Source organism: Fulvimarina endophytica, from assembly GCF_003403015.1.
In the GTDB taxonomy this organism is placed as follows: domain Bacteria; phylum Pseudomonadota; class Alphaproteobacteria; order Rhizobiales; family Rhizobiaceae; genus Fulvimarina; species Fulvimarina endophytica.
Map to the genome: position 1 here is coordinate 431,794 of NZ_QURL01000003.1, position 13,308 is coordinate 445,101.

Consider the following 13,308-nt stretch of genomic DNA (forward strand, 5'->3'; position numbering starts at 1 on the left):
GTGGTAACGATTGTAAATCCGACATTTTTCATTGGGTTTGGGCATCTTGGTTTCGCGATGACTATCGGCGTCTATGTTGCATTGCAACAATCGCGGACCCGGTTATTTGCCTCGTTTTTATGCGGACCGGTCAATCGGGAGGCAATTCTTGTGCGCTGCAAGATCGGTCGATCCGCGTTCTGTCCGCGAGCGCCCTCGATGGGGCGTCCTTCGCCGTGACGTGCGGGAACACTCGCAAGTCGGGCCAGCCATGTCCACCGCCGAAATCCTTCGAAAGCGCCCCGAACGGGTTCGCGGCGCCGCCTGCGGCCGGCCCCGACTGCGCGGCTCCTGCCTTGGCTGCGCAGATCCGCCGTAGGCGGGGTGCGGCCGGACCCTTCCGGCGCCCTCCCGCCGGGGCCGGGAAACGGGCCGGTCGCCATCGCCGCGAAAAGAATGTGGAAATCCGAAACGCCGCCCTGGCGCCATCCGGGCGGGCCATCCGGGTGGGGGGCGGGGCGCGACGATACTTGACGCGGCGGCCGCCGGCCCTTATAGCAGCCCCAAGACTTTGAGCGCCCTCGCGGGCGCTTTTTCGCCTTGCGGCGGTGCCTGGCCATTCGATCGGCCTGCGGGACCGTGGGGCGGACCGGACATATCTGACGACGATCAGTCTAGACAGGAAAGAGACGCCCTATGGCCAATACGCCTTCGGCCAAGAAGGCGGCGCGCAAGATCGCCCGCCGTACCGAGATCAACACCGCCCGCCGTTCGCGTGTGCGCACCTTCCTGCGCCGCGTCGAGGAGGCTCTCGCCTCCGGCGACAAGGGTGCCGCGGCCGAGGCCCTCCGCCAGGCCGAGCCGGAGATGATGCGCGCTTCCTCCAAGGGCGTGTTCCACAAGAACACCGCCTCGCGCAAGATTTCCCGCCTCGCCCAGCGCGTGAACAAGCTGGCCCAGGCCTGAGACGTCCATAGGCGCTGCCCGCGGGCAGGTGCCGGACGGATGATCGTTATGAGAGGCTCGGGGGTCGTATCCCGGGCCTTTTTCGCGTTCGGGTGTTTTCGCGCCGGGCGCTCTAGCATCGGCCGGAGAAGCGGACCCGGTTGTCGGACCATCCGATGCGTCGGCGGTGAGCCGAAGGCCCGGACCCGGTTCTTCGATCGGGTCCGAGGCTCCAGGACGTTCGGCGCCTTTCCCGTCCGCTCGCGCTTCGCCGATCTTGCATGGCACGTGCGATCGGAGGATCTTCGGGGGGGAGGGAGCCTCCGGGCCATCCAGCGGCCGGGCGAGGACGAACCCGGTGCGCGCAAAGCCGTTACACGACATTCCGCCGGCCCCACGCCGGCGCCCATTCGCGAAGGTCCCATGAGCCAGAACCCCCATCTCATCTCGCCCGCCGACCTTTCGGACGCACTCGGCCGCGACGGGCTGTCGATCGTCGACGCCTCCTGGTATCTGCCGGCCCAGGGGCGCTCGGCCCGCGCGGAATACGAGGCGGGCCACGTGCCCGGCGCCGTCTTCTTCGATCAGGACGAGATCGTCGAACCCGGCTCGCCGCTGCCCCATACGCTGCCCTCGCCGGAGCTCTTCGCCGCCAAAGTGGGCGCGCTCGGCATTGCGGCCACCGATACGATCGTCGTCTATGACGGGATGGGCCTGTTCTCGGCCCCGCGCGTCTGGTGGATGATGCGCGTCTTCGGCGCGCGCGACGTGCGTGTCCTTGATGGCGGGCTGCCGGCCTGGACCGCCGAGGGCCGGCCGCTCGAAACCGGAACCCAGGCGGTGGGGACCGCGATCTTCAGGCCCGACTTCGACGCCTCGGCCGTTGCCGGGCTCGGCGACATGCGCGGTTTCGTCTCGGGCGGCGGGCGCCAAATCGTCGATGTGCGCCCGGCCGAGCGCTTCGCCGGCACCGTCGCCGAGCCGCGCGCGGGCGTGCGCGCCGGCCATATGCCGGGCTCGGCCAATCTGCCCTTCGCCGATCTTCAGGAGAACGGCCGCTTGAAAAGCGCGGACGCGCTTCGCGCGCGCATGAGCGAGGCCGGCATCGATCCGGACGGGCCGGCGGTGACGAGCTGCGGCTCTGGCGTGACCGCCGCGATCCTCAATCTTGCCTTCGAGACCATCGGCAATCGCGACGTGAAGCTCTACGACGGGTCGTGGAGCGAATGGGGCTCGGCCGCCGATACGCCGGTCGAGACGGCTTCGTGAGGCCTGTCGAACTGCTGACGACCCGGGTCACGAGCCTCGAAATGAGCGCCGAGGCCCACCGCGCCCGCGTGCGGGTCGCGGCGCGGCGGGACGATCTCAGGGTCGACGAGGTGCCCCGCCTGCCGCTCGAGCGCTATCGCGAGCTCTACGTCGCGGTCGGGGCGGCCCATCACTGGACCTCGCGGCTCCTGCCCGACAGGGCGCTGGCCGACGAGATCCACAATCCGCGCACGCGCATCTATCTCGCAAGCCTCGGCCACGAGACCGCCGGCTGGTTCGAGATCGAGGTGAAGCGCATGGCGCGTTCGGCGCGGATCGTCCATTTCGCCATCCTGCCGGGCTTTCGCGGCCGGGGCCTTGCGGGGCCCGTCTTCGAGGAGGCGATCGCGGCAGGCTTTGCCGAGGGGCCCGAACGGGTCACCATCGAGACCAACACCCTCGACCATCCCGCCGCCCTCGGCCTCTACCGCAAGCACGGCTTCGTGCCTTACGCGACGCGCGAGGTGAGGACGCCGAGCTTCCAATCCTACGAGATGCGGCAGGCGGCCTCGGCAGGCGCGATCAGCTCGAACTCGACAGGTTGAGGACCGCAAGGCCCGCGACGACGAGGCCGGCCCCGATCAGGCGTCCGGGGTTGGCGCTCTCGCCGAGAAACAGGATGCCGACGACGAAGGCGCCGATCGCGCCGATCCCCGTCCAGACCGTATAGGCCGTGCCGAGCGGCAGGGTGCGCATGGCGGTGGCGAGAAGCGCGAAGCTCGCGATCATGGTGGCGATGGTGACGACGGTCGGCCAGGGTTTCGTGAACCCCTCCGAGAGCTTCATGGTGAAAGCCCAGACGGTTTCGAGAAGGCCGGCGAGAACGAGAATGACCCAGGCCATGTGAGGCTCCTTCAGGATCGGGCCGTCCCGTGATGTCGAACAGGCTCCGCGGCAAAGCCGTGGGGGTCGTCCCCATCGGAGCATGCCCTTAGATAAGACCCGCGCGCGAAGAGAAAACCTGTCTTTCGCGCCTTCGGAGCGAAAAATCTTCGCTATGGCCCGGCACCGGGACCCCGGTCGTTTCCTACCGCGCGCGGCGCGGCGCAGTCGCACAGCCGATCCAGCCAACGCCCCGGACGATCCCGTAAGGGCGCCCGTGGAAGGGCAGGGCTGATGCCTCGGGGGCGGACCCGAGCCCGCCCCGTCACGCCATCCTGCCCCCGCGATCCGTGTTGCCCCTCCTCAGATCAGGAGGTCGGCGACGATCGGATCGTTGGTGATGTCCTGGTAGCGGATGCCCGAGGCCTCGAACCGTGCGAGCAGCGTCGCGAAGTTCTCCCGGTCCTTGGTCTCGATGCCGAGCAGGATCGAGCCGAAGTCCCGCGCCGACTTCTTCAGATATTCGAAGCGGGAAATATCGTCGTCCGGGCCGAGCAGGCCGAGGAAGTCCTTCAGCGCGCCGGGCCGCTGGGCAAGGCGCAGGATGAAATACTTCTTCAGGCCCTCGAAGCGCAGCGCCCGCTCCTTGACGTCGGGCAGCCGCTCGAAGTCGAAATTGCCACCCGAGACGACCGCGACGACGGTCTTGCCCTTGAGGCTCGCGCCGAACCCCTTCAGCGCGTCGATCGTCAGCGCGCCTGCGGGTTCGAGCACGATGCCCTCGACGTTCAGCATTTCCAGCATCGTGCCGCAGAGCCGCCCCTCGGGCGCCAGATGCACGACGCTGCTGTCGAAGCGCTTCAGGATGTCGAAAGGGATCTGGCCGATCTCGGCGACGGAGGCGCCGTCGACGAAGCCGTCGATCTTCTCCATCTTGGTGAGTACCTTCGAATCGAGGCTGGTCTTGAGGCTCGGCGCGCCCAGCGGCTCGACGAAGCGAAGATCGCGCGGGCCCGCCTCGATGCCGTGGAAATAGCGCGTCATCCCCGAGGCGAGGCCTCCGCCGCCGACCGGCATCACCACGATGTCGGCGCTTTCGCCGCCGAGCTGGGCGAGGGTCTCCAGCGCGACGGTCGCCTGGCCCTCCACGATGTTCTCGTGGTCGAAGGGGGGCACGAGTTCGGCGTTCTCTTTCGCCGCATAGGCCTTCGCCGCCCGGTAGCAGTCGTCGAAGAAGTCGCCGACGAGTTCGATCTCGATCGCATCCCCGCCGAAGGTCCGCGTCTTGGCGATCTTCTGCTGGGGGGTCGTCACCGGCATGAAGACGCGGCCCTTCACGCCGAAATGGCGGCAGGCGAAGGCGAAGCCCTGGGCATGATTGCCGGCCGAAGCGCAGGAGAAGCGGGCATCGGTACCGCCCCTCGCCATGCGTTTGCGCATGAAGTTGAAGGCGCCGCGGATCTTGTAGGAGCGCACCGGCGTCAGGTCTTCGCGCTTCAGGAAGATGCGGGCGTCGTATTTGGCCGACAGGTGCTCGTTGAGCTGCAGCGGCGTCATGGCGAAGAGGTCGCGCAGGGCGGTTTCGGCTTCGGCGACGCCGCGCGTGAATTCGGGATCGGTCATGGGTTCGTAGAAAACCTTGGATTAGGATGCGGAACGCTGGCCCGTCTCGGCGCGTCCCCGGACGGGCCCCGTTGCGCGTTCTTTCGCGCCGGCCGGGCTCCCCGTGTCTCGGACTGATGTCGTGGAATGGACCACTCGGCCGCCGGGCGTTCGTCCGCCTCGGTCCGGCCCGCCGGTCGCGCTCGCCTCTTCGTGTCGCATCGACCCTTCTTGCGAGGGCCGAGACCGATCAGGCGAGGGCGCCGGCGCCGATAATCGGCAGGAAGGTCCGGTCGTCGATCGAACGAATGATCATCATCTGAGCGCTCCCCTTCCGTCTCGCCGCCGTGGTTTCCGCCGCTTGTCTTCGATCGCCGGGCGAATGTAAAGGCCGCGGGCGCCGCCCCATCCTCGAAGCTTCGATGCGCGGTCAGGATGCCTGGGGGTCGGCGGAGGTGGCGGACGGGGCGATCTCCCCGTCCATGGCCGTGGTGCCTGCGACGACCACCCGGTTGCGTCCCGACGCCTTGGCCGCATAGAGCGCTTCGTCGGCGGCCGCGAAGAGCGCGGGAAGATCGCAGCCCCGACAGGTGTCGCAGGCGATCCCGATGCACACCGTCAGCCGGTCGAGGGCGGTGTTGGCGAGATGGTCGATCTCCAGCGCCATGATGCTCTGGCGCAGGCGCTCGCCGCAGAGGCGCAGCAGGCATGCCTCGACCCCGATCTCGACGACGACGAATTCCTCGCCACCCAACCGCGCAACCGATGCGCTCTCGCCCGAGATCTCGCGCAGGCAGGCGGCCACCTTGCGCAGCACCTCGTCCCCCGCCGGATGGCCATAGGCGTCGTTATAGGCCTTGAAGCAGTCGATATCGATCATCGTCACCGAGATCGTGTCGCGCCCGTCCGCCCGGCCGAGCTTGGCCTCGAGATCTGTCTCAAGTCCGCGCCGGTTGAGGAGCCCGGTGAGAGGATCGATCGCGGCCAGCCGCACGAGCATGTCGCGCTGGCGCGCGATCGTCGCGAGCCGCACCTCCTCGCGCCGCAGCATCGTGAAATGGCGGCGGCGCTCCTGCGATCGACGCCCGTTGGCGTAGAGCGCGAGCGCGGCGATGCTGATCGAGGCGAAGAGGGTTGCAAGGACCGCCGTCACCGAGGCGAAGGGGGCGGCGGAGGCGGCCGCGACCTCGATCGCGATGATCGAGGCGGCAACACTTGAGGCGAGGCGAAAGGGGAGGGCGAGGAGGGAGACCGCGAAGATCAGGATACCGTTCGTCGCCATCAGATAGACCGGCGCATGCGGATCGTTCGAGAGGGCGAGTGCGAGGGCGAAGAGCGCGGCGAACACGACCGCGACGCCGCCCGCCGCGACCTGCTGCGAGGCAAGCGACCGCGCCGGGTCGGCCACGAAGCGCAGGAGAAGGAGGGCGAGCGGCAAAGCGAGCCCGAATTTCAGGACCGTGAGCAGCGGCGCTATGCCGGGCACCACCAGCCAGTCGATCGCCGAGAAGCCGAGATAGACGGCGGTTCCGAGAGCGATCTCGATCCGCATCAGCCGGCGCCGCCGATCGCGTTCGCCGTCGCCCTGCGCGGAGCCTTCGCCGAGCCCCGGCCGGTTCGTCTTCGGCGCGAGAAGGTCCGCGATCGCGAGCCCGAGCCCAATCAGCGTCATATAGTCCGTACCGAATCGCCTGTTAGTCGCCAGCGGAAACTAGGCTCCGGTATTTTCCAAAACCTTTCGGATTTCCCTTCAATCCGATGGATGGGGCGTCCGCCCGCGGCTCCGTAAAGGGTGCGGCGCGCGGCCGCATCCCCGCCCCACCGCCCCATGACAGGGCGGCGGGGCGGGCGGGATCATTCGGCGGGCGAGGGCGCCGCCCGGCCGTCCCCGGCTTCCACCCGGGCGCGCTCGGCCGCCTCCTCGCGCCGCCGCGCCATGGTCTTCTCGCTCGGCGAGAGCAGCTTGTAGAACAGCGGAATGAAGAAGATCGCGACGAAGGTCGCAAACAGCATGCCGCCGATGACGCCGGTACCGATCGAATGGCGCGAGGCCGAGCCCGCACCGGTCGAGATCGCCAGCGGTACGACGCCGAGGATGAAGGCGAGGGAGGTCATGACGATCGGCCGGAAGCGGAGCTTGGCCCCTTCCAGCGCCGCCTCGAAGGCGTTGAGCCCCTCCTCGCGCTTCAGCACCGCGAACTCCACGATGAGAATGGCGTTCTTGGCCGCGAGCCCGACCAGGGTGACGAGGCCGATCTGGAAATAGACGTCGTTGTCGATGCCGCGCATGAAGATCGCCAGAAGCGCCCCGAACATGGCGAAGGGCACCGCGAGAAGCACCGCGATCGGCAACGCCCAGCCTTCGTACTGGGCGGCGAGGATCAGGAAGACCATCAGGATGCCGAAGCCGATGGCGACGAGCCCCGTGCCGCCCGAGGCGATCTCCTGATAGGCCGATCCCGTCCAGGCGATCTCGTAGCCCTCGGGCAGTTCGGCGGCCGCGACCTCCTGCATGGCGGCGAGCGCCTGGCCGGAGGAATAGCCCGGCGCGGGATTGCCGGAGATCTTGGCCGAGGTGAACGCGTTGTAGCGCTCGAGGAGATCGGGGCCGATGATGCGCTTGACGTTGAGCAGGGTGTCGAGCGGGATCATCGAGCCGCTCGACGACTGCACGTAGACGAAGCGCAGGTCGTCCGGCTTCTCGCGGAAATCGGCCTCGGACTGGAGCGAGACGCGATAATTGCGGCCCATCAGCGTGAAGTCGTTCACATAGAGCGAGCCGAAGGTCGACTGCATGGTCTCGAAGATCGAGGAGATCGGAACGTCGAGGGCTTTGGCCTTCTGCCGGTCGACCTCGACCTCGTATTGGGGAACGCTGGCCGAGAAGGTGGTGCGCACGCCCGCGAGTTCCGGCCGCTCGGAGGCCGCCGCGACCATCGCATTCGTCGCCTCAAGAAGTGCCTGCGTGCCCGCGCCGCGCCGGTCCTGCACGAAGAGATCGAAGCCGCCCGTCGTCGACAGGCCCTGGATCGGCGGCGGGTTGAAGGCCAGCACCATGCCGTCCTGGATGCCCGCATTCATGCCGATGAACTGGCCGGTGAGATTGCGCGCGTCGAGGGAGGGATCGGTGCGCTCGGCCCAGTCCTTGAGGGTGATGAAGGCGACGCCCGCCGAGGACTTCTGCGAGCCCGACAGAAGATCGAAGCCGGCGAAGGCCGTGACGTCGGCGACCGCCGGATGCTGGCGCACGTTCTCGGAGACCTGGTTCATCACCTCGGTCGTGCGCGACAGGGAAGCGGCCGGCGGGAGGATGGCGACGGCGAAGTTGACGCCCTGGTCCTCCTCGGGAACGAGCGAGCCGGGAATGGTCTGGAAGAAGTAGTAGGACCCGCCCGCAAGGCCCGCGAAGAGCACCAGCGAGAGCAGCGCGCGCCGCATGAAGAAGGCGACGCCCGCCCCATAGGCCCGTGTCACCCTGTCGAAGCCCGCATTGAACCAGCGGAACGGGGCGATCGGCCGCGAATGCTTGTTCTTGAGGAGAACGCTGCACAGGGCCGGCGTCAGCGACAGGGCGACGATGCCCGAGATCGAGACCGAGACCGCGATGGTGATCGCGAACTGGCGGTACATGGTGCCGGCGAGACCGCCCAGAAAGGCGACCGGAACGAAGACCGCGCACAGGACGAGCACGATCGCGATGACCGGCCCGGCCACCTCGCTCATCGCCTTGGCCGTCGCCTCCTTGGGGCCGAGCCCCTCCGTCGTCATGATGCGCTCGACGTTTTCCAGAACCACGATCGCATCGTCGACGACGATACCGATGGCGAGCACCAGCCCGAACAGGGTGAGGAGGTTGATCGAGAAGCCGAGCGCCAGAAGCGCGCCGAAGGTGCCGATGATCGAGACCGGCACCGCGAGCATCGGGATCAGCGTCGCGCGGAAGGACTGGAGGAACAGGAAGACCACGAGGAAGACGAGGATCATCGCCTCGATGAAGGTGTGGATCACCTCCTCGATGGAGGCCTGGATGAACTTGGTCGTGTCATAGGGAATGGCGTAGGCGATGCCGTCCGGGAAGGCCTCGGAGAGCTCGTCCATGCGCGTGCGCACGGCCTCCAGCGTGTCGAGCGCGTTGGCGCCCGGCTGGAGATAGATGCCGATCGGCACCGTCGGCGTGCCGTTATAGGTGGCGTTGAAGCCGTAGTCCTGGGCGCCGAGCTCCACCCGCGCGACGTCCTTCAGGAGCAGCGAGGAGCCGTTCTCGTCCGAGCGCAGGATGATGTTCTCGAACGCCTGCGCATCCGGCAGGCGGCCGGCCGTCGTCACCGAATAGGTGAAGGCGAGATCGGAATTGTTCGGCTCGGCGCCGAACTGGCCGGCGGCGAACTGGGCGTTCTGGTCGCGGATCGCGTTCGCGACATCGCCCGGCGTCAGGCCGTATTGGGCGAGCGCGTCGGGCCGCAGCCAGATGCGCATGGAATAGTCGCGCGCGCCGAAGAGCTGGGCCTGGCCGATACCGGGCAGGCGCTTCAGCTCGTCCATCACGTTGAGCAGCGCGTAGTTCGACACATAGGTCGCGTCGTAGCGCGGATCGTTCGACGACATGGTGATGACGGCGAGGATCGAGGAATTCTGCTTCGACACCGTCACGCCGAGGCGCTGCACCTGTTCGGGCAGCGAGGCGGTCGCCTGCTGGACGCGGTTGTTGACGTTGATCGTCGCCTGGTCGGGATCGGTGCCGGCCGCGAACGTCACGTTGATCGTCGCCGAACCCGTCGAGGAGTTCGTGGACTGCATGTAGAGCATGTCCTCGACGCCGTTGATCTGCTGTTCGATCGGCGCCGACACGGTCTGGGCGAGGGTCTCGGCCGAGGCGCCGGGATAGGTGGCGCGCACCTGCACCTGGGGCGGCACGAGCTGGGGATACTGCTCGATCGGCAGGGAGGTGAGCGACATCAGGCCGCCCAGCACGATCAAAATGGAGATGACGGCCGCGAAGATCGGCCGGTCGACGAAGAAGCGGGCGTTCATTCGATAAGCTCCGCGCGGTCACGGCCTTCGGCCTTCGGGTTCAGCGGATTGCCCTGGGCAAGGCGCACGGCCTCGCCGTCGGGCAGGGCCGAGCGGGGAACCGGCGGGCCGCTGCGGCTCGCGGCCTTTTCGGGGGCGGCCTCGGGCTCGGCGGTCTCTCCGCCGTTCGTCGCCTTTTCGGCGGGCTCGCCCGCAGCGCCCGAAGCTTCGCCGGCCTGCGCGGTGCCGTCGGCGCCGTTCCCGGCCGGCTCACCCCCTTCGGGCTCTGCCGGCTCCTCGGCCGCCTGCGGATCGACCGGTGAGCCCGGCCGCACCTTGACGACGCCCTTGGTGATCACCCGGTCGCCCTCCTCGAGCCCCTGGGAGACGAGGATGGAGCCGTCGAGATCGCGGGCGACGGTGATCGGGCGCACCTCGGCGGCGTTCTCCGCGTTGAGGGTATAGACGAAGGTGCCCTGGGGCCCCTGCATCAGGGCTTCGGTGGGAAGGGTGATCGCGTTCTCCACCGACAGGCCCTCCACCACCAGGCGCACGAACTGGCCGGGCAGGAGGCGCTGGTCGGGATTGGGCAGGACGGCGCGCGACAGGATCGTGCCGGTCTGGCTGTCGATCGTGGTGGAGGTGAAGTCGATCGTGCCGGTGCGCTCATAGGTCGAGCCGTCGCCGAAGCGGATCGAGACCTTCAGGTCGCCGGGCGCGCTCGCGCCCTTCAGGGTGCCGTTCTCGATCAGCTCGCGGATCGACTGGGCCTCGGTGTCGGCGGCCGAGAAGTTGACGTTGATCGGATCGAGCTGGTCGATGCGGGTCAGAAGGTCGCCGGTCTGGAGAAGGCTGCCCTCGGGCACCTGTTCGAGGCTGGTGATGCCGCCGACCGGGGCTTCCACCGTCGCATAGTCGAGCTGCAGGCTGGCGCTGCGAAGCTGGGCGTTCGCGGCCTCCACCCGTGCCTCGCCGAGTTCGCGCGCCGAGATCGCGTCGTCGAGATTGGCCTGGGAGGAGGCGCCGCGCTGGGCGAGCGCGCGGGCGCGCTCCTCGCTGCGCCTTGCCTGGGCGAGCTGGGCCTGGGCCTCCACCACCTGCGCGCGGGCGAGCGCGACTTCCGCCTCGTAGGTCGCCGGATCGATGCGGAAGAGGAGATCGCCCTCGGCGACCCGCGAGCCTTCCTCGAAATCGCGCTGGAGGAGGATGCCGCCGACACGCGCGCGGATCTGCACCTCGCGCGAGGCGGCCACCCGGCCGGCATATTCGTAGGTGACGGGCAGGGTGCGCGTCTTCACGGTCTCCACCGTCACGGCGGGCGGCGGCGGCGCGCCGCCTCCTGCCTGGGCAAGCGCGCCTGCGACCGGCCAGACGAGGATACCGGCGAGCGTGAGGGCGATCGGGAGGCCGATCGATGTCGCGAAGGGTCGCATGAGCCGTCTCTTCCTGAAGCGGGGGACGCAATTGTGTTGCATTGCGGGATCATTACATACATACATGAATGTAGGTGCGCAAGGAGGACCCCATGCGGCGAACCAAGGACGAGGCGGAACGCACGCGCGAGGCGATCCTCGACGCCGCCGAGACCCTGTTCTACGAGAACGGCGTCGCCGGCACCTCGCTCGCGCAGATCGCCTCGGCCGCCGGCCTCACGCGCGGGGCGATTTACTGGCACTTTTCCGGCAAGCTCGACCTGTTGCGCGATGTGGCGGACCGGGCGCGCCTGCCCCAGGAGAGCTTCTTCCGCACCGCCAATGCCGAGCCGCCCAGCGTGCGCGAACTCTACGACAACACGGTGGAGGCGCTCGCCTTCCTGGCTTCCGACGAGCGCGCCCAGCGGGTGATGACCATTCTCATGTTCCGCTGCGAATATGTGGGCGAGATGCAGCCGGCCATGGAGCGGCGCACCAGCGCCGACGAGGAGATGCGGGCGGTGATCGCGCGCATCTTCCACCATTCCCTCTCGCGCCGGGCGATGGAGAGGGGCGAGGGGCAGCCGGCCTGCGATCCGCGCGCCATCGCATCGGGCTATTTCTGCGCCGTCTCCGGGCTGATCGGCGAATGGCTGAAAAGCAATCGCGCCTTCGATCTGGTGGATGTCGGAAGCCGGGTCCTCGCCCGCCTCGTCGCCGATCATCTGGACACGCTGCCCGAGGTCGTGCTCGCCTCCTGCCGCCACGCCTCGCGCCACACGCTGGCGCCGCACGCACAGCCGGCTTCGCAGTCCTCGATCGCCCCGGTCGCCGGGTCCTGCTGCCCGCCCGCCGCGACATCGTCCCGGCGCGGCAGGACCGGCTGACGCGGCCGCTCGCCCGTCCTCCGGCGCCCCTCGAACGGGGATCGGAACCTCGATCGCCTCGCTTGACGCCCGGCCCGCGCCATATCACCGTCGAGCCCGACCGGCGGCGGCCGTCTTTGCAAGACCCTCCGCCGGCGCCGCAATGACATGCCCCGGGAGACCCGTCCGATGAACGCCTTCACCTTCCAGACCACGCCCTCGATCCTGTCCGAGATCGGCTCGACCGCGCGAATCGGGCCGCTGATGGCCGAGATGGGCTGCCGCACGGTGATGCTGGTGACCGACAAGGGCATTCTCGATCTCGGCCTTGCCAATGCGGCCCTCAACGGCTTCGCCGATGTCGGCATCAAGACCGTGATCTTCTCCGAGGTCACCGCCGATCCGCCCGAGGCCATGGTGCTGGAGGCCGTCGAGACCGCCCGCAAGGCCGGCTGCGACGGCATCGCCTCGGTGGGCGGCGGCTCCTCCATGGATACGGCCAAGCTGATCGCCGTGCTTCTGTCGGGTCAGCAGGCGATCGGCGAGATCTACGGCGTCGGACAGGTGCGCGGCGCCCGCCTGCCGCTGGTCCTCGCCCCCACCACCGCCGGCACCGGCTCGGAGGTGACGCCGATCGCCATCGTCACCACGGGCGAAGCGGAGAAGAAGGGCGTCGTCTCACCCCAGCTCCTGCCCGACTGGGCGATCCTCGATGCCGATCTGACGCTCGGCCTGCCGAAATCGGTGACGGCCGCCACCGGCATCGACGCCATGGTCCACGCCATCGAGGCCTATACCTCGGCCCACAAGAAGAACCCGGTCTCCGACTGCCTCGCCCGCGAGGCCCTCGCCCTTCTCGGCGCGAACATCCGGATCGCCTGCGAACAGCCGTCGAACCGGGAGGCGCGGGCGGCCATGCTGCTGGGCTCGCTTCTCGCCGGCATGGCCTTCGCCAACGCCCCCGTCGCCGCCGTCCACGCGCTCGCCTATCCGCTCGGAGGCCATTTCCACGTTCCCCACGGCCTCTCCAACGCCCTCGTCCTGCCCCATGTCCTCGACTACAACCGCGAGGCCGCCGAGGCCCACTACGCGGACCTCGGCCCCATCGTCTTCCCCCATCTCGCCGGCCTCTCCCAGACCAACGCCGCCAAAGGCCTCGCCGACGGCTTCCGCGCCCTGAGCCAGACCCTCGAAATCCCCACCCGCCTCGGCGAGGTGGGCGTCAGCCACAACAACCTCCCCAAACTCGCCGAAGACGCCATGAAACAGCAGCGCCTGCTGGTGAACAATCCGAGGCCAATGACGTATGAAGCGGCGCTGGGGATTTATGAGCGGGCGTTGTGAGGTGGCAGATAGACGGATCG

General features: G+C 68.4%; 9 protein-coding genes and 1 pseudogene. 5 read left to right on the top strand and 5 right to left on the bottom strand.

The features are described from left to right. Nucleotides 1-675: 675 nt before the first annotated feature. From rpsT to DYI37_RS08545, 3 genes are all read left to right on the top strand, one after another. On the top strand, nucleotides 676-945 hold the full coding sequence (gene rpsT, locus DYI37_RS08535; RefSeq protein ID WP_116682773.1) for a 30S ribosomal protein S20: 270 nt from the start codon (nucleotides 676-678) through the stop codon (nucleotides 943-945). A gap of 402 nt (nucleotides 946-1,347) precedes the next feature. Beyond that, entirely contained in the window at nucleotides 1,348-2,193 is an 846-nt protein-coding gene (gene sseA, locus DYI37_RS08540; RefSeq protein ID WP_116682774.1) for a 3-mercaptopyruvate sulfurtransferase, read from the top strand. Further along, a complete protein-coding gene (locus DYI37_RS08545) occupies nucleotides 2,190-2,777 on the top strand; it encodes a GNAT family N-acetyltransferase (RefSeq protein ID WP_245413835.1) in 588 nt (195 codons plus the stop codon). The genes sseA and DYI37_RS08545 overlap by 4 nt, the downstream gene beginning before the upstream one ends. Here DYI37_RS08545 and DYI37_RS08550 read toward each other — a convergent pair. The 5 genes and pseudogenes from DYI37_RS08550 to DYI37_RS08570 form a co-directional block, all read right to left on the bottom strand. Then, entirely contained in the window at nucleotides 2,755-3,075 is a 321-nt protein-coding gene (locus DYI37_RS08550; protein ID WP_116682776.1) for a DMT family transporter, read from the bottom strand. The two genes, DYI37_RS08545 and DYI37_RS08550, sit on opposite strands and share 23 nt — an antisense overlap. A 342-nt stretch (nucleotides 3,076-3,417) precedes the next feature. After that, the gene (gene ilvA, locus DYI37_RS08555) at nucleotides 3,418-4,677 is read right to left on the bottom strand and encodes a threonine ammonia-lyase IlvA (RefSeq protein ID WP_116682777.1); all 1,260 of its coding nucleotides are present in this window, start codon (nucleotides 4,675-4,677) and stop codon (nucleotides 3,418-3,420) included. A gap of 409 nt (nucleotides 4,678-5,086) precedes the next feature. Further along, entirely contained in the window at nucleotides 5,087-6,328 is a 1,242-nt protein-coding gene (locus DYI37_RS08560) for a GGDEF domain-containing protein (RefSeq protein WP_116682778.1), read from the bottom strand. Nucleotides 6,329-6,510: 182 nt separating this feature from the next. Beyond that, complete coding sequence (locus DYI37_RS08565) at nucleotides 6,511-9,687, bottom strand: efflux RND transporter permease subunit (protein WP_116682779.1); 3,177 nt, start codon at nucleotides 9,685-9,687, stop codon at nucleotides 6,511-6,513. 248 nt (nucleotides 9,688-9,935) lie between these two features. Continuing rightward, a pseudogene (locus DYI37_RS08570) lies at nucleotides 9,936-11,099 on the bottom strand (efflux RND transporter periplasmic adaptor subunit); the annotation flags it as partial. 92 nt (nucleotides 11,100-11,191) lie between these two features. Here DYI37_RS08570 and DYI37_RS08575 point away from each other — a divergent pair. Both DYI37_RS08575 and DYI37_RS08580 read left to right on the top strand, forming a co-directional pair. Further along, nucleotides 11,192-11,965, top strand: coding sequence for a TetR family transcriptional regulator (locus DYI37_RS08575; RefSeq protein WP_116682781.1), 774 nt, complete (start codon nucleotides 11,192-11,194; stop codon nucleotides 11,963-11,965). A 168-nt stretch (nucleotides 11,966-12,133) separates the two neighbouring features. After that, nucleotides 12,134-13,288 carry an iron-containing alcohol dehydrogenase gene (locus tag DYI37_RS08580; RefSeq protein WP_116682782.1) on the top strand — a complete coding sequence of 385 codons (1,155 nt, stop codon included), beginning with the start codon at nucleotides 12,134-12,136 and terminating at the stop codon, nucleotides 13,286-13,288. Nucleotides 13,289-13,308: the final 20 nt, after the last annotated feature.

Excerpts from the sequence above, each read along its gene's own strand:
- rpsT (WP_116682773.1), top strand. The coding sequence starts at position 676 with ATGGCCAATACGCCTTCGGCCAAGAAGGCGGCGCGCAAGATCGCCCGC.
- sseA (WP_116682774.1), top strand. The coding sequence starts at position 1,348 with ATGAGCCAGAACCCCCATCTCATCTCGCCCGCCGACCTTTCGGACGCA.
- DYI37_RS08550 (WP_116682776.1), bottom strand. The coding sequence starts at position 3,075 with ATGGCCTGGGTCATTCTCGTTCTCGCCGGCCTTCTCGAAACCGTCTGG.
- ilvA (WP_116682777.1), bottom strand. The coding sequence starts at position 4,677 with ATGACCGATCCCGAATTCACGCGCGGCGTCGCCGAAGCCGAAACCGCC.
- DYI37_RS08560 (WP_116682778.1), bottom strand. The coding sequence starts at position 6,328 with ATGACGCTGATTGGGCTCGGGCTCGCGATCGCGGACCTTCTCGCGCCG.
- DYI37_RS08565 (WP_116682779.1), bottom strand. The coding sequence starts at position 9,687 with ATGAACGCCCGCTTCTTCGTCGACCGGCCGATCTTCGCGGCCGTCATC.
- DYI37_RS08575 (WP_116682781.1), top strand. The coding sequence starts at position 11,192 with ATGCGGCGAACCAAGGACGAGGCGGAACGCACGCGCGAGGCGATCCTC.
- DYI37_RS08580 (WP_116682782.1), top strand. The coding sequence starts at position 12,134 with ATGAACGCCTTCACCTTCCAGACCACGCCCTCGATCCTGTCCGAGATC.